This is a genomic window from Martinezella hainanensis (assembly GCF_900094555.1).
GTDB classification, from domain to species: Bacteria; Pseudomonadota; Alphaproteobacteria; order Rhizobiales; family Rhizobiaceae; genus Rhizobium; species Rhizobium hainanense.
Map to the genome: position 1 here is coordinate 589,170 of NZ_FMAC01000003.1, position 15,292 is coordinate 604,461.

The 15,292-nt window shown below is 60.6% G+C and carries 13 protein-coding genes and 1 pseudogene; 8 read left to right on the forward strand and 6 right to left on the reverse strand.

Annotated elements, in window-relative coordinates:
* The first annotated feature begins 3 nt into the window (after positions 1 to 3).
* Positions 4 to 2,031 carry a beta-N-acetylhexosaminidase gene (locus GA0061100_RS13345; RefSeq protein ID WP_208621532.1) on the forward strand — a complete coding sequence of 676 codons (2,028 nt, stop codon included), beginning with the start codon at positions 4 to 6 and terminating at the stop codon, positions 2,029 to 2,031.
* An 80-nt stretch (positions 2,032 to 2,111) separates the two neighbouring features.
* Here GA0061100_RS13345 and GA0061100_RS13350 read toward each other — a convergent pair whose 3' ends face one another.
* Positions 2,112 to 3,332: an ROK family transcriptional regulator gene (locus GA0061100_RS13350; RefSeq protein ID WP_075853167.1), complete on the reverse strand. Its 1,221-nt coding sequence runs from the start codon at positions 3,330 to 3,332 to the stop codon at positions 2,112 to 2,114.
* Positions 3,333 to 3,610: 278 nt separating this feature from the next.
* On the opposite strand from GA0061100_RS13350, the gene GA0061100_RS13355 reads away from it, so the two are divergent.
* The 4 genes and pseudogenes from GA0061100_RS13355 (at position 3,611) to GA0061100_RS13370 (ending at position 8,143) form a co-directional block, all read left to right on the forward strand.
* The gene (locus GA0061100_RS13355; RefSeq protein ID WP_075853168.1) at positions 3,611 to 3,859 is read left to right on the forward strand and encodes a hypothetical protein; all 249 of its coding nucleotides are present in this window, start codon (positions 3,611 to 3,613) and stop codon (positions 3,857 to 3,859) included.
* Positions 3,860 to 4,385: 526 nt separating this feature from the next.
* A complete protein-coding gene (locus tag GA0061100_RS13360) occupies positions 4,386 to 5,141 on the forward strand; it encodes a gluconate 2-dehydrogenase subunit 3 family protein (RefSeq protein WP_075853169.1) in 756 nt (251 codons plus the stop codon).
* Positions 5,142 to 5,151: 10 nt separating this feature from the next.
* Positions 5,152 to 6,917: pseudogene (locus GA0061100_RS13365) on the forward strand (GMC family oxidoreductase).
* A complete protein-coding gene (locus GA0061100_RS13370; protein WP_244557824.1) occupies positions 6,914 to 8,143 on the forward strand; it encodes a c-type cytochrome in 1,230 nt (409 codons plus the stop codon). Before GA0061100_RS13365 ends, GA0061100_RS13370 begins: the two are co-directional and overlap by 4 nt.
* Positions 8,144 to 8,209: 66 nt before the next feature.
* Here the strand turns inward: GA0061100_RS13370 and GA0061100_RS13375 are convergent, their stop codons facing one another.
* On the reverse strand, positions 8,210 to 8,842 hold the full coding sequence (locus GA0061100_RS13375; RefSeq protein ID WP_075853170.1) for a lysozyme inhibitor LprI family protein: 633 nt from the start codon (positions 8,840 to 8,842) through the stop codon (positions 8,210 to 8,212).
* A 234-nt stretch (positions 8,843 to 9,076) separates the two neighbouring features.
* Here GA0061100_RS13375 and GA0061100_RS13385 point away from each other — a divergent pair, with 234 nt between their 5' ends.
* A complete protein-coding gene (locus GA0061100_RS13385) occupies positions 9,077 to 9,583 on the forward strand; it encodes a hypothetical protein (protein ID WP_075853172.1) in 507 nt (168 codons plus the stop codon).
* Positions 9,584 to 9,690: 107 nt separating this feature from the next.
* Here GA0061100_RS13385 and GA0061100_RS13390 read toward each other — a convergent pair whose 3' ends face one another.
* Positions 9,691 to 10,959: an FAD-dependent monooxygenase gene (locus GA0061100_RS13390; protein ID WP_075853173.1), complete on the reverse strand. Its 1,269-nt coding sequence runs from the start codon at positions 10,957 to 10,959 to the stop codon at positions 9,691 to 9,693.
* A gap of 39 nt (positions 10,960 to 10,998) precedes the next feature.
* Here GA0061100_RS13390 and GA0061100_RS13395 point away from each other — a divergent pair, with 39 nt between their 5' ends.
* Positions 10,999 to 11,481 (forward strand): MarR family winged helix-turn-helix transcriptional regulator, encoded by a 483-nt coding sequence (locus tag GA0061100_RS13395; protein WP_075853281.1) that lies wholly within the window; start codon positions 10,999 to 11,001, stop codon positions 11,479 to 11,481.
* A gap of 172 nt (positions 11,482 to 11,653) precedes the next feature.
* Entirely contained in the window at positions 11,654 to 12,616 is a 963-nt protein-coding gene (locus GA0061100_RS13400; protein WP_075853174.1) for a S1C family serine protease, read from the forward strand.
* Positions 12,617 to 12,673: 57 nt separating this feature from the next.
* Here GA0061100_RS13400 and GA0061100_RS13405 read toward each other — a convergent pair whose 3' ends face one another.
* From GA0061100_RS13405 to GA0061100_RS13415, 3 genes are all read right to left on the reverse strand, one after another.
* Positions 12,674 to 13,444, reverse strand: a complete 771-nt coding sequence (locus GA0061100_RS13405; protein ID WP_075853175.1) for an SDR family oxidoreductase — start codon at positions 13,442 to 13,444, stop codon at positions 12,674 to 12,676.
* Positions 13,441 to 14,427: a D-erythronate dehydrogenase gene (gene denD / locus GA0061100_RS13410; protein ID WP_075853176.1), complete on the reverse strand. Its 987-nt coding sequence runs from the start codon at positions 14,425 to 14,427 to the stop codon at positions 13,441 to 13,443. The genes GA0061100_RS13405 and denD overlap by 4 nt, the downstream gene beginning before the upstream one ends.
* A gap of 99 nt (positions 14,428 to 14,526) precedes the next feature.
* Positions 14,527 to 15,291 carry a hydroxypyruvate isomerase family protein gene (locus GA0061100_RS13415; protein ID WP_075853177.1) on the reverse strand — a complete coding sequence of 255 codons (765 nt, stop codon included), beginning with the start codon at positions 15,289 to 15,291 and terminating at the stop codon, positions 14,527 to 14,529.
* Between the last annotated feature and the right edge of the window lies 1 nt (position 15,292).

Consider the following 15,292-nt stretch of genomic DNA (forward strand, 5'->3'; position numbering starts at 1 on the left):
AGAATGCTCATGTCCACACCGCGATCCCCGGCTCTGCGGCTTGAAACAACATGGAACCCGCCAGCCGACGGCAAGGAGTTTTCCTATGTCCTGCGGCTGAAGAACCTGTCATCGGAGCCGCTTTCGGGCTTCGCGCTCTGCGTTAGCGGGCCTGGCCGCGTCGATCCGGCCGGCGTCGTCGAAGGCGCGACGGTGACCAAGCGGCTTTCCAATTTCACCGAATTTCAGCCGCCGGAGGGGTTTGTGCTGGCTGGCGGTGAGACGTGGACCATCACGGTTCACGCCTTGAGCTGGCCGTTCCGCCACTGGACGGATGGCGCCACCAGCGCCTATCTCGCGCTGCCCGATGGCACCGCCGTATCGCTCGCCGCTGAACCGACACGCACGTCGTCGAGCAATGCACCGTTGAAGCGCGGCGCCGAAATCTATCCCGTTCCGGCCAATCCCCCCGTTCCGCTGTCGATCATTCCCTGGCCGAACCGCGTTACCGTTTCTTCCCGCCGTCCGCTGCCGGCAGGCTTTGTGCTCAAAGCCGATACGCCTGCAGGACAAGCGGCGGCTGAAAGCTTCACGGCGCTTGTCGAACATCTTTTCGCAGCGGAAGGCCTCGTGCGTCCGGAAGCCGAAGGGGCGGCAACCGTGGTCCTGCGCCAGACGGAAGGTCTTGGTCCTGAGGCCTACAGGTTGGAGTTTTCACCGGAGATCGTCACCGTCGAGGCAAACACCCAGACCGGCTTCGTCTATGGCCTTGTGACCATCGGCCAGATCTGGCGTGGCGCGCGTTTGCATCCGCAGGCTTTTCACTTCCCCGCCGCAGGCGAGATCGTCGATGAGCCGTCCATGAGCTGGCGCGGCCTGCATCTCGATGTCTCCCGCCAGTTCTATGGCTCGGCCGAAATCAAGAAGCTGATGGCGGTTCTTGCCTGGAGCAAGTTGAACCGTTTCCATTGGCACCTGTCGGACGACGAATCCTGGCGTGTCGAGATCGATGCCTATCCGGCATTGACGGAGGTCGGCGCATGGCGCGGCCACGGCCTGCCTTTGCCGCCGCTTCTCGGCTCCAGTCCGGCCCGCACCGGCGGCTATTACACCAAGGCGGCCGTGCGCGAGATCGTCGCTCACGCCAAGGGCCTCGGCATCGAGATCCTGCCGGAGATCGACATGCCCGGCCATTGCTATGCCATGCAGCAGGCGATCCCCGAACTTCGTGACCCGAACGAAGCCGGCAGCTATTATTCGGTTCAGGGCTTCCCGGACAATTGCATCAATCCGGCTCGCGAGAAGACCTATGAAGTGATCGAGACGATCCTCTCCGAGCTGATCGAACTCTTCCCGTTCAAGACCATCCATATCGGCGCCGATGAAGTGCCGCTGGGTGCATGGTCCGGATCGCCGGAGGCGCTTGCGCGTCTGCGCGAACTGGCCGGTGACGAGATTGCGGAGGCTCATGCAAAGCGTCTGAACGTCATCACCAACACGCATGGGGCCGACGATATTCACGGCTCCGGCGCGGCCGTCCTTCAGGCCGAGTTCCTGGAGCGCATCCAGACATTTCTCGCCTCGAAAGGTTGTGTCACCGGCGGCTGGGAAGAAGCGGCGCATGGCGACCGGATCGACAAGGACAACAGCTATCTCTGCAGCTGGCGCAATGTCGAGGTGGCGGCCGAGCTTGCCGGACGCGGCTATGAGATCGTCGTCTGCCCGGGCCAGGTCTACTATCTCGACATGGCGATGCGCCCCGATTGGGACGAGCCGGGCGGCAGCTGGGCCGGCTATTCCGACGCGGAGAAGATCTACACCTTCGATCCGGTCGGCGGCTGGACGGATGTGCAGAAGGAAAAGCTTCGCGGCATCCAGGCCTGCATCTGGTCGGAACCGATGACCGACCGCGCCGTCTTCGACCGGCTCGTCTTCCCGCGTCTTTCGGCACTGGCGGAAACAGGGTGGACCAAACCCTCGGCCAAATCCTGGGAGCGCTTCAAGGCGCTTGCCGGCACCATGCCGCTGCTTTACGGTCTGCATCAATTTTGACAGCTTGATGTATGGCCTCAGGCGCGGCCGGTGCCGGTCGCGCCTGAGTGAACTTGACGGATGCAAGTCGGGGCATTTGCCTAGCCCATGACGGCGCTATGTGTCAGCGGTTTCTGCAGGACATCGAATTGAGGATTGGTCTCTGAGAAGATCGGTAAGGCAGCCGCGCCGAGAATGGCAGTATCCTTGCCGGTCGCGCCGATCATCAGGCGCGGAATGGTGCGCTTTTCCGTCGGGTTCACCGGAATATGCAGCGGCTCTACGCGCTCGGCCAGTCCGATTATGAGGGATGTCGGCGCGCTGCCGCCAAGCACGATTGTCTGCGGATCGAAGGCCAGCTCAAGGAAATCGATTGTCTGTCGCAGTGGCTGCACCGCCTGTTCCAGCCAGACCTGCAGGCCATGACTGTTGGCTGTGACCATCGCGTCCAGCTCATCAGGGTCCAGTTCCTGCGCATCCTCGATGCCGAGACATTCGTAAGCGACGGATGGCGACACGTAACGATCAAGGCAACCGCGCTTGCCGCAGGTGCAGAGCCTGCCATGTGGCTCGACGATGATATGACCGATTTCGCCGGCATTGGCACGGCTGCCCTTGTAGAGATGGCCATCGAGAAACATGCCGGCGCCAATGCCGCCGTCACCCGCCAGAAAGAGATAGACGAAACTGCCAAGGCCACGGGCAACGCCATAGAGCCGCTCGCCGATCGCCGCTGCCGTGGCATCGTTTTCGACAAGCACGGGCAGGTCGATCAGGCGTTCAAGCTCGCTTGCAACCGGGAAATCCTGCCAGCCGGGCAGATTGAGTGGACTGAGCGAGGTTACGCCACCATCGGCATAGCGTCCGGGCAAGGCGATACCGACACCGAGCAGCCGACCGCGATCAAAGGAGAAGGTTTCCTGCAGATCCCTGACGATCTGGGCAAGGACCGGCATCGCCTCGGTCGGTCCTGGCCTGTCTACATGGCATTCGATGCGAGCGCAGACCGTGCCGGAGAGATCGGTCAGCACGCCGGCCGCACGCTGGCGGCCAAGTTCCAAACCGATGGAGTAGGCGCCGGCCGGATTGATCATGTAGGGAGTAATCGGCTGACCGCGGGCGATCTTCTGCGCCTCCATCGGCATCAGCAGATGTGAACGCGCAAGTTCCTCCACGATGTTCGAAACCGTCTGTGTGGTCAGTGCCGTCATGCGGGCAATGGCGGCCCGCGACATCGGTCCATTGGTGCGGATGGCTTCGATCACGACGCGCCGATTGTGAGATTTGGCCTGTTCGAGATTCGTGCCAGAGATAGTTTTCATGAGAGGACGGTGGAGCACTCAGTTCGTGTTGCTGGTTGTCGCGCTTTGCCATTGCGTGAGGTGAGAGTGGCCGCATGACATTGCTTGCCCCTACATGGGTAGTTTCCATCCTTTTGTCGATCGATTCAAGACGCGATCGACAAGGCTTTCGCCCTTTGACGGGGAAGACATAAGGCTTTTTCTTTTCGTTGGATGATTGGTGCATATCTTTACTCCGGCAGTCATTCCGTTAGACTCAACTAACCCGGTCTTTTGCCGGGATAGCGCGGAGGAATTCGATGATCAGACTGCTCGGAATCGCCATTGTTTCGACCTGCATTGCCGGCAGTGCGATGGCGGCAGATGCCACATGCAAAGCCCAGGCCGCCGACAAGAAGCTCGCAGGCGCCGCTTTGACGAGTTTTACCAAGAAATGCGAGAAGGATGCCGCAAGCGCCTGCGATACTCAGGCGGCATCGAAGAAGCTTGCTGGCGCCGCCAAGACGAGCTTCGTCAAGAAATGCACATCCGACGCAGTCGGCAGTTGATCGCCAGTTTTTAGGATTTCTCAAAGGACTCCGGCCGTCGCTCGCGGCCGGAGCGAACGGATCGGTCATTACCGCGATGACCTGGCGCGCTTGTGTCGAGATGCCTGCCTTCCTGTCATTTGCCGGTTGTGATCGACAGGGTTTATTTCTCCCGATCGCCATCCAGAACTTACGCCTTGTTAAGCTCGCAGTGCTCGCGATCGCAACCAAGGGATAAGTAAAGCCTGGTTAACCATCGTTGATCTTCCCAGCACTGGTAAGGTGGCGATGGGCAAGTGAGTTTCTCGCTCTTTTTCCTTAAAAATCAACTGGAAGGCTCAAGTTCTCAAAGTCGTTTGGTCGATTTTGATTCATATTATGTATGGGATTCTTCATGTAGGCATGTATACTGAGGGTGGAATCGGCGCCCTGCCGATTTTGCATCCCTGCCGGGCGCCCTGCGCTGGATGATTGCAATGGCGGCCGGTGGCGTTTCCGACGTTCGACCGAACATAGCCTGTATCATCTTGCCAATCGGGAGCCCCCAGTGTCCGAACTCTGTCCCAAGCGCCAGTCGCGGCGCCATTTCCTTTCCTCTGTTGCCCTGACCATCCTTGCCGGAAGCGCCGGCCCGGTATTGGCTCGATCATATCAGGGCGGCAATCTTCCCTGGACCTCCTATGCGGCCGATCCGCCGCGGCAAGTCATGCCGGGCGGCTGGAAGTTCTTCACCGAGCAGGAAGCGCGCACGATCGAGGCGATCGCGGATCGGATGATCCCGGCCGACGAACTCAGTATTGGCGGCAAGGAAGCGGGCTGTGCTGTCTATCTCGACCGCCAGCTTGCGGGATCCTACGGCAACTCCAGCCGGCTCTATACGCAGGGACCATTCCTGCCCGGCCTGCCGACGCAAGGCTATCAGGGCGCAGACAATCCGGCGCAGATCTATCGCAAGGGTCTGGCGGCGATCGACGCCTATTTGAAGCAGAACAAGGGCGGGAAGGCTTTCGCCGATCTTTCGCTGGAAGAGCAGGACGGATTCCTGACGGATCTGGAGGCCGGCAAGGTCAAGCTCGGCAACAATGTCGACGGCAAGGCCTTCTTCAACGTCATCCTCGGCAATGTCATGGAGGGATTTTTTGCCGACCCGGTTTATGGCGGCAACAAGGACATGGCTTCGTGGAAGATGCTGGGTTTCCCCGGCGCACGCTACGATTATCGCGACCATGTCAGCAAATTCAATGAGCCCTATCCGCATCCGCCGATTTCCATCGCAAGCCAGCCATTCTGGGCGGAAAAATAGGAGGCCAGCCATGACGAAGATACTTCCGCGTAAAGATGTCGTCATTGTCGGACTCGGTTGGACCGGCGCCATTCTCGCCCATGAACTGACCGAACAGGGGCTGGATGTGCTTGCGATCGAGCGCGGACCTTGGCGCGAACCGCGACTGACTTCAACATCGGCTATGTACAGGACGAGCTGCGTTACGGCATACGCCGCGACCTCTTCCTGCAGCCGCGCGTCGAAGCGATGACGATGCGCAACAATCTCTCGCAGACGGCGCTGCCGATGCGCGATTACGGTTCCTTCCTGCCCGGCAATGGCGTTGGCGGGGCGGGTGTGCATTGGAACGGCCATACCTGGCGTTTCTGGGACAGCGATTTCGGCATCAAATCCCATCTGACCGGGCGTTACGGCGCGTCGAAGTTCGATGGTCTTCAGCTTCAGGATTGGGGCGTGACCGGCGAGGAGATGGAGCCCTTCTACGACAAGTTCGAATATCTGGCCGGCATTTCCGGGAAGGCCGGAAACATCAAGGGCCAGATCCAGAACGGCGGCAATCCCTTCGAGGATCCGCGTGCGCGGGACTATCCGCTGCCGCCGATGCAGATGAGCTATGCGCCGAGCCTTTTTGCGGAGGCTGCGCGCAAGCTCGGTTATCACCCGTTCCCGACCCCATCGGCGAACTTGTCGAAGGCCTACATCAATCCGCTTGGGATCGCGATGGGCGAGTGTACGCTCTGCGGCTTCTGCGAACGCTTCGGCTGTGCGAATTATTCCAAGGCCAGTGCGCAGACGACGATCCTGCCCGTCTTGATGAAGAAGAGGAATTTCGAGCTGCGCACGGACAGCGAAGTGCTGCGCATCGATCTCGACGGCTCAGGCAAGATGGCCAAGGGCGTCACCTATGTCGACACTTCTGACGAGGAGTTCTTCCAACCGGCCGATATGGTGCTGCTATGCGCCTACGGTCTTCACAATGTGCGCCTGATGCTGCTGTCCGGTATCGGCAAGCCCTATGATCCGAACAGCGGCGAGGGCGTTGTCGGGCGCAATTACTGTTATCAGACCAATGCTGGCATGCAGGTCTTCTTTGACGACAAGAATTTCAATCCCTTCATCGCCTCCGGTGCGCTCGGCCAGACGGTCGACGATTTCAACGGCGATGCCTTCGATCATGGGTTTGTCGATTTCGTCGGTGGGGCCGGGATCAACTGCATCCCGACCAACGGCAGGCCGATCGCCATGCGCCCCGTGCCCCCCGGCACGCCGCGCTGGGGATCGAAATGGAAAGCGGCGACCACCCAGGCCTACAAGAGCACCATGACCTACAGCTCGCAGGGCTCGAGCTATCCGACGCAGGGCAATTATCTCGATCTGGATCCGACCTATAAGGATCGTCTCGGGCGGCCATTGCTGCGCATCACCTTCGATTTTCCGGACAATGATCTGAAAATGTCCAATTATGTTTCCGATCGGATGGAGGATATCGCCAAGACGCTGGGTGCGCGTCAGTACAATGGCGCGCGACGCAAGAAGGGCTGGGATTCGGTACCCTATCAGAGCACGCACAATACCGGCGGCGCGATCATGGGGGCCGATCCGAAGACCAGCGCTGTCAACCGCTATCTGCAGAACTGGGATGTGCCGAACCTGTTCGTCATCGGTGCCTCCGCCTTTGCGCATAATGCCGGCAAGAACCCGACGGGAACGGTCGGCGCTTTGGCCTTTGTCGCAGCCGATGCGATCCGCAACACATATCTCCGCAACCCCGGCGCGCCCCTGGTGTCAGCATGATGAAGAAACTCTCCATTCTCTTCGCATTCGGCGTCCTCTCGGCATCCGCTAGCTCCGCTCTTGCAGACTCCACCGATCTAGCGGATCGCGTCATCAATGGCCGCTATCAGGCAGTTCTCGGCGATTGCGCCGCCTGCCACACGAAGCAGGGCGGTCAGCCTTTTGCCGGCGGCGAGCCCCTACAGACGCCCTTCGGCGCTCTGGTGCCGCCGAATATCACGCCGGACAAGGAAACCGGCATCGGCAATTGGAGCGAGGTCGATTTCATCCGCATGATGAAAACCGGCACCGGCCATAATGGCATCCGCCTCTATCCGGCCATGCCCTATCCGGCCTATAGCAAGATGTCGGACAGGGATCTCTCCGACATGTGGGCCTATCTGACCACGCTGCAGCCGGTCAAGAACAAGGTCGTCGCCAACCAGCTGCCCTTTCCGCTCAATATCCGGCTATCCATGTGGGGGTGGAATCTCCTCAATTTCGATCCTGCACCTTTCGTGCCGGATGAGAAGCAGACGGCCGAGTGGAACCGTGGCGCCTATCTCGTGCAGGGGCCGGGCCATTGCGGAACCTGCCATTCGCCCAAATCCTTCCTGGGGGCCGACAAGGACTCTCAATTCCTGCAGGGCGCTTCGCTGCAGGGCTGGTATGCCCCCAACATCACCGGCGATCCGCATATCGGCATCGGAGCCTGGAGCGAGGACGAGATCGTCACCTATCTGAGGACGGGTTCCACGGATAAGACGATCGCTTCCGACCCGATGGCGGAGGCCATCGCACAGTCGACCTCGCAGATGAAGGATGCCGACCTGAAGGCGATTGCGGTCTATCTGAAGAGCCTCTCCGCTAGTTCGTCGGATAAGCCTGCACCGCTGAAGGCCGATGATGGGCGCATGGTGGCGGGTGCTGCCATCTATCATGACACCTGTTCCGCCTGCCACGGCATGGATGGGAAGGGCGCCATGCCACTGTTTCCAGCGCTGGCCGGCAACAGCCTCGTCCAGCAGCCAAGCGCGGAAACCCTTGCCCATGTCGTTCTGGCGGGAAGCCAGGCTGTTTATACCTCGTCGAAACAAACGACCCCGGCCATGCCATCATTCGCCTGGAGGCTTAGCGATCAGCAGGTCAGCGACGTGCTGACCTATGTCCGCAACAGCTGGGGCAATGCGGCTGCCCCCGTCAGCGCGGGCGATGTCAGCAATATAAGGGGAAGCGCTCAGGACTAGCGGAATCCATAGTTGCGGGCAGGGATTGCGCCAGGGGGCGCGATCCTCGCTTGGCGTCAACTAATGTCATTGTTTGCGGTAGGTGCCCTGCAAGGTCACCCCGGCGGCGAAATCGCAAACACCCGCCTGCGACACACGCCAGGTCTTCGCATTGAGGCGATTGAGGTCGATCTTGCAGGCATCCCTGGAAAGCTCGGCGTGTTCTTTCGCCAGCGGAACGACGCCGTCGATACCATCGGCATTGACATCGCCGGCATCTGCGCCGCCCGGGCCGACATAGGTCGAGGCGAGCGAAACTGCGAGGAGTCCATCGACCGGCCCGAAGACGGCAAGATGGCCCTCGTTGCCATCGGCGCTATTCGACTGGAAATCCGTCGACGCGCTTTGTCCGCCCTTGGTCACCAGAAGGGAAGCAATCTGATCGTCATAGGCCTGTCGGGCGCATGTCACATCGCTGCAGGACTGCACCTTCGTAATCCAGCGCCGTTGCCGTTCGCGAATCTTGTCGGCATCATCGTGCTTCAGCGCGGCCGCATAGAGATCCCTCACCATCGCATCGCGGGCAAGCAGCGATTTGTCCTGGCAGATCATGTGGTCGCTCAGCGAGCCCGGCTTTGCGCAATCGATCCCTGCGGCTTCGACGGGCACAGCAAATAGGCCGATGATGATCACCGCCGAGGCGGATCTCGAAATTCTCATGGGATACCTCCTTCTCCGATACCCCAGCTAACTATGCCTGCGTGCAGCTTCGTAAAGGCCCTCTCGGCGTCTACGGCCAAGCTGGACAAATATTGCGCCGGCGTTTGAAGATTGCGGGCATCCGCTCTAGCATCAAAAAAGTAGAGCGTGATGTCGTCCGAAAACTGCGTACACTTTTCGGCATCACGCTCTAGTTTCGACGGTCTGAACATATGGAGGCTGATTGGAGGTCACATGGAGGGTGAAGCACAACTGTCCGGCAGGATCACATTCCTGATCGTCGGTTCCATGTTTCTTGCCGTCTGCGTCGCAATGGGAGCTTTGGCGGTCTACCTCTATCAGACCTATGCGAACGCGACGGCCATGGCGGCGTGCACGGTCTTTTCCTGGGCGTTCGGCAGCATGGTAGTTTCGATGGCACTCGTGCTTCTGACCTCAGGAAATACGACCAAAGGCAAGGTCGGCACGAGGAGGGGGCAGGTGACGATCAGCCTCGGTAACAAGTTGCCGGGCTCTGATCGTCACATTACCGGCGATGGTATCGAGGCCAAAGGCGAGGCGAGGACACGCATCACAAGCGTTCTACCCTCACTTTTTCTGATCGTGTCTTCATTTGGTTTGGCCCTGCTCGGCCTCTTCCTCTTCGGGCACCATCGGCTCGATCTGGTCGGATCGGGAATGTTCATTGCGGTAGTGTTCTACATTGCGAATTGGAGCAGGCTCGCCTGGCCGCGCACCTAGCTTCGTCGTATCGGCAGGGTCGCGGGATTGAACGAGACTGTACCTCTCAGCCGGCTACTCCACCTCTTTACGATCGGCTTTCGACCGTCACCGGGCCGAACCGCACGTCAGGCAGCATCTTTGCGACCGCCTTCGACCGGATGGTTTTCCTCCAGCGGATCGAGATCGACGCGATATGCGAACAATTTGCGGCTGGCCCTGACGCTCATCGGAATGAACAGAGGCAGAAGCAGATCTCGCAGAAACAGGCTAAGCCGACTGTTTTTCCGTTTTCTGGAAGCATTTTGCCGGGTGAGCTTCACCACGCGGGCGATGCGCGGCCGCCGCAGCGCCTCATAACGGGCAAAGGCCGCGCCGTAGTCGAGCGTATCTGCGAGACAGGATGATAGGACCACGGCATCCTCTATGGCCATCGACGCCCCCTGGCCGGCATGTGGGCCGATGGCGTGTGCTGCGTCGCCGAGCAGCACAACGCGTCCGTTCGACCAGATCGGAAGCTGCGGCATATCAAAGATGGGATAGCTGCGCTCGATCCTGTCGACCGCGTGCAGGATCGATCTGTTGGGCTCGGGATCGGCCGCGTGCATCTGGCGAACGTGAGCGGCGAGCGCCTTCGGTTCCAATGTGCGCACGGCATCGGGCGTGTCGGCGGGGAAGGAATCGAACCAGTATACGGGGTGGGATGCCGTCTTGAGGTAACCGAAGAAGGCCTTCTCTCCGAAGGTCATGCGCATCACTCCATCGGTATCCGGTATGTCCGCATCGACGATACCGCCCGTGCCGATCAGGCCGGTAAATTGCGGTAGGGGATAATCCGGAAATATTTGCGTGCGGACGAAGGATCGCAGCCCATCGGCGGCGGCGAGCAGGTCAACGGCAAGACCGGCACTTTCGGAGAAGTTGAGCGTTACGGCGTGTGCGTGATTGTCGACCTTGGTCACGCGCCGGCCAAATTGCGTGACGATGCCCTCGGCCTCACACTTCCCGATCAGGATGCCGGTCAGAACGCCGCGCTTGATGGTGACGGCGGGCGTGCCGAATGTCGCCAAATGGTCGCTCTGGTCGACGAGTGCGAGCCTTTTGCCGCGTGCGTTGCAGAGCTCAATGGCACGGGTTTCCAATCCTTCGCTCAGCACTGCGTCGTGGCAGTCCACCGCCCGCAGGGCATTCATGCCATTGGAGGCGAGCGTCAGGAACTCGCCTTCGGACAAGGCGGCCTCTCTGGTGCGGGCTTCGAACAATATTGGACGAAAGCCGAGCTTTGCCAGCCGGAGCGCGAGCACAAGCCCGCCAATGCCGGCGCCGCATATGCCGATCGTCACCTCCGGGCTTGCTGCTCGATTAATGGTTGCAGCACGGTCTTCAATGGGGCACATTGGTTCCTCCTTCAAATAGTTTGATAAATGAATTATTCGATGATCGAACAAAAGTCAAATGAAGATGAGCAGCGCCTTGTCGAAGCCATCAGCCTTGCCTGCATGCGCTGGCAGGAGGCGACCGAGAGCTTCGACGAAACCTTTGGCAAGCTGCATGGGCTGAACAGCGCCGAGCGGCGCTGCCTCAGCGTGATCATGCGCGCGCCGCAACCTGCGAACGCCGTCGCCAAGGCCATCGGTCTTGCGCCTCCCTCGGTTACGGCGTTGATCGATCGTCTTTCGGCGCGCGACCTTCTCCACCGCGTTCCAGATCCGAACGACCGACGTCGTGTGCTGGTGGCGCCATCCGAGAAGGCGATCAGGCTGGGACGCGAAGCCTATGGTCCTATCGAAGAGGCCGGCGCGCAGATGCTCAAGCAGTTTTCCGAGGCGGAAAAGAAGGTGGTCCTGCGGTTCGTCACGCAAGCCATCGAGATGCAGGAACGGGAGCTCGAGCGGCTGTTGCAGCAGGAAAAGAGCTGATCTCAGTCGCCGAAAGGTGAGGCGAATGCGTGCGTTCGGCTGGCTCTTGAACTCGATAGGGCGACATCTCATTTGAATAGTCACCACTTCAATCTGTCGAACTGACAGCCTCCTGCTTCCCAACAGTTGCTGCCGGTCCTCGTAGCGACGCGCCTGCGTCGGAGGAGTTTTCATGGGCTTCATTGATCGCGACATCCAGCCGTCATCCGATGCCGGGCTGCTGGATGCCTATTCCCAATCGGTATCAGGTGCCGTTGATCTCGTCGGTCCGGCCGTCAGCCGGATCGAGCGTTTGGGCGGCCGCGCTGGCCACGGGTCCGGCTTTGCCATTTCGCCGGATGGCTTGGTCGTGACCAACAATCATGTCGTTGACGACGCCAAGGCCGTGCGCATCCAGACCCCGGAAGGGGCGACCGTCGAGGGACGGGTGCTCGGGCGTGACCCGGATACCGACCTCGCGCTCATCCGTGCCAATGACTGGCCCGGTAATTGGGCGAAACTTGGCGATTCCAAATCGCTGAAGCGCGGCCATATCGCGATTGCCATCGGCAATCCGCTGGGCTTCGAATGGACCGTCACGGCGGGTATCGTCTCTGCGCTTGGACGCTCGATGCGCGCGGCGAGCGGGCGGTTGATGGAAGACATCATCCAGACGGATGCGGCCCTCAACCCCGGTAACTCCGGCGGTCCGCTGGTGTCATCTGCCGGCGAGGTGGTCGGCGTCAATACCGCCGTCATCCAGGGTGCGCAGAGCATCGCATTCTCGGTTGCTTCAAACACGGCCAAGCATGTTGTGTCCGAGATCCTGCGCTTCGGCCATGTCCGGCGCGCCTATATCGGCATCGCCGCCGATACGGTCGAGCTGCATCGGCGCATCGCGCTCGAGGCTGGCGTTACGCATTCGACGGCCGTGCGTCTGCGTCGCGTCGAAAAGGATAGTCCAGCCGAAAAGGGCGGCTTGCAGGAGGGCGACTATCTGCTTGCCATCGACGGCCATGCGGTATCAGGCATAGACGATGTCGTCCGGTTGCTCGACGGTGACAAGATCGATACGGAGATCGAAATCTTGATCTTCAGCGTCGGCGGTCTGATCGAACGAAGGCAAGTCAAGCCTTCGGCGCGCCCGGCTATTTAACGAATAGCCCAAACCATAAAGACGGCAGCATCGTACGCACGATGCTGCCAATCTCTTTTACCCTCTGCCCACAAGCGGCATCTTTGTCGCCATGACGGTCATCGAGAGAACGTTGGCGTCGAGTGGCAAGGTCGCCATGTAGACGACAGCGCGTGCGACATGCTCTGCCGAGATCGTCGGCTCCGCCGCGGTCTCGCCATTTGCCTGCAGCACGCCGCCGCTCATCCGCGCCGTCATCTCGGTGGCCGCATTGCCGATATCGATCTGGCCGCAGGCGATATCGAAGGGACGGCCGTCGAGTGCTGTCGATTTCGTCAAACCGGTGATCGCGTGCTTCGTGGCCGTATAGGGTGCCGAATGCGGCCGCGGCGTCGTTGCCGATATCGAACCGTTGTTGATGATACGGCCGCCCTGCGGCACCTGGGCTTTCATCAGGCGGAAGGCCTGCTGTGTGCACAGGAACGCGCCGGTCAGGTTTGCGCCGACAATGGCGTTCCATTGCTCGAAGCTCAGCTCTTCCATCGGCACGGCCGGCAGGCCCATGCCGGCATTGTTGACCAGAAGGTCGAGGCGGCCGTAGCGGTCGGAGATCGCATCGAAAAGGCTGCGAACTGACGCGGGGTCGCTCACATCGGCCGCAACAGCAAGAAACTCCGCCCCTGTTTCCTCGCTGAGCTCGCGGGCCGCCTTTTCGAGAACATCAGCCCGTCGCCCCGAGATGACGACCTTGAAACCTGCCGAGCCGAGCGCCTTGGCAATGGCCCGGCCGATACCTGTGCCGCCGCCGGTCACCAGCGCGATTGCGTTTTGCGATGACACTTCCGTCATGCAACTCTCCCTTCCAATTCGTCTTCGATGTGCGCCTGCAGGATCTCGTCAAAGCTTTGTTCGGCCTTGAAGCCGAGCGCGCTCGCGCGCTTCGCGTCGAATTGGGTCGCCCATCCCGAGACGATGCGTTCGATCACCGGATCGGGCTCGCGGCGGATAAGCGCAACCGCCTTGTCGCCGCCGACACGGCGCAGGGCATCGATCTCGTCGGAAACGAGCGCCGAAAGTCCGGGCATGGTGAGGTTGCGCCGCGGCCCGACCTTCGCGGTATCGAGCGTTGCGGCGTGCATGAAAAAGCCGACCGCTGCTCGTGGGCTTGCAAACCAGTGCCGCACCGTATCGCTGACAGGCAGGATGGCTGGTCTTCCGACAAGCGGCTCGCGCAGGATGTTCGAAAAGAAGCCGGAGGCCGCCTTGTTTGGAGCGCCGGGCCGAACGCAAATGGTCGGCAGTCGGATGCCGATGCCGTCGAAAATGCCGCGGCGCGAATAATCGGCAAGCAGGAGCTCGGCAATCGCCTTCTGGGTGCCGTAGCTCGTCAACGGTGCGGTCAGGAATTCGTCGTCGATGATATCGGGGAAGGGCGTGCCGAACACGGCGATGGAGGAGGCGAAGATGACGCGGGGGATATAGGGGGATTTCAGGCCCTGCTGGCGAATGGCTTCGAAGAGTGCCCGCGTGCCGTCGAGATTGACCGTGTAGCCCTTGTCGAAGTCGGCCTCGGCCTCGCCGGAGACGATGGCGGCGAGATGGAAGATCATATCCGGGCGGTCTTCGATCAGCTTTTCCGCAACGCCCGATGTCGCAAGGTCGATCGTCAAAGCCTTGGATACAGATGCAAGCGCTTCCGGCACCGTCGGCTGGAAGGCATCGACCAGCGTCAGGCGATCGATGGTCCGGCCGAGAATTTCCGGCTCGGCGGCAATACGGTTGATAAGCTTGCGGCCGACCATGCCCGCAGCGCCCAAAATCAAAACATGCATATCGGCGTTTCCTCCCAATAGGCTGATATCAGTGTTCGGGAGAATTCCCGAGTGAATGTCTGTGGTGGCACTCAGGCATCCGGGATGCCGGCCTTTGCTTCATTTGTACGCTTGCAGCCAGGCAAGCCCGGCATCCGTCGTGGTCGCCGGCCGATACTCCACGCCGATCGGCTTGTCATAGCCAAGCTTTTCCAGGAATTGCAGAATGTGACGGTAATCGATTTCTCCGTGATCAGGTTCGCGCCGGTCCGGAACGGCGGCAATTTGAATATGGCCGATCGCGGCTAGATGCGCCTGCAGCCTGTGCGTCAGGTCGCCCTGCATGATCTGGATGTGATAGCAGTCGAACATCAGCTTGAGGTTATCGGCGCTGACCGCAGCTATGATGTCGAGCGCCTGATCCGCGGTCTGCAGGAAGTAACCCGGCGCGTCGCGGTGATTGAGCGGCTCGATCAGCACGGTCACCCCCACCTTGCCGGTGCGTTCGCAGGCATAGCGGAGATTGGCGATGAAGGTGGCCCGGGCCTCTTCGCCGCGGGCCTTGCCAGCCATCACATGCACGTTCGGTGTGCCGATGGCGGCTGCATAATCGATCGCCTGATCGATGAGGTCGCGGGCTTCTTCCTCTCGCCCCGGAATGGCGGCAAGACCATTGTCGCCAGCCGCGACATTGCCGCGGGCGGTGTTGAGGCCGAGCATGGGAAGGCCGGTTTCCTCCAATGCCTGACGCACGGTCTCAGCGGGCGTGTCATAGGGATAGTGGCATTCCACGGCGTCGAAGCCGGCGGCCTTGGCGGCGCGGATCGCGTCGGGGAGGGAAAGCTCCTGCCACAGGAAACCCAGATTGGCGGAAAAGCGCGTCATG

Coding starts and splice junctions, on each gene's coding strand:
- GA0061100_RS13345 (WP_208621532.1), top strand. CDS start 4: ATGCTCATGTCCACACCGCGATCCCCGGCTCTGCGGCTTGAAACAACA.
- GA0061100_RS13350 (WP_075853167.1), bottom strand. CDS start 3,332: ATGAAAACTATCTCTGGCACGAATCTCGAACAGGCCAAATCTCACAAT.
- GA0061100_RS13355 (WP_075853168.1), top strand. CDS start 3,611: ATGATCAGACTGCTCGGAATCGCCATTGTTTCGACCTGCATTGCCGGC.
- GA0061100_RS13370 (WP_244557824.1), top strand. CDS start 6,914: ATGATGAAGAAACTCTCCATTCTCTTCGCATTCGGCGTCCTCTCGGCA.
- GA0061100_RS13375 (WP_075853170.1), bottom strand. CDS start 8,842: ATGAGAATTTCGAGATCCGCCTCGGCGGTGATCATCATCGGCCTATTT.
- GA0061100_RS13385 (WP_075853172.1), top strand. CDS start 9,077: ATGGAGGGTGAAGCACAACTGTCCGGCAGGATCACATTCCTGATCGTC.
- GA0061100_RS13390 (WP_075853173.1), bottom strand. CDS start 10,959: ATGTGCCCCATTGAAGACCGTGCTGCAACCATTAATCGAGCAGCAAGC.
- GA0061100_RS13395 (WP_075853281.1), top strand. CDS start 10,999: ATGATCGAACAAAAGTCAAATGAAGATGAGCAGCGCCTTGTCGAAGCC.
- GA0061100_RS13400 (WP_075853174.1), top strand. CDS start 11,654: ATGGGCTTCATTGATCGCGACATCCAGCCGTCATCCGATGCCGGGCTG.
- GA0061100_RS13405 (WP_075853175.1), bottom strand. CDS start 13,444: ATGACGGAAGTGTCATCGCAAAACGCAATCGCGCTGGTGACCGGCGGC.
- denD (WP_075853176.1), bottom strand. CDS start 14,427: ATGCATGTTTTGATTTTGGGCGCTGCGGGCATGGTCGGCCGCAAGCTT.
- GA0061100_RS13415 (WP_075853177.1), bottom strand. CDS start 15,291: ATGACGCGCTTTTCCGCCAATCTGGGTTTCCTGTGGCAGGAGCTTTCC.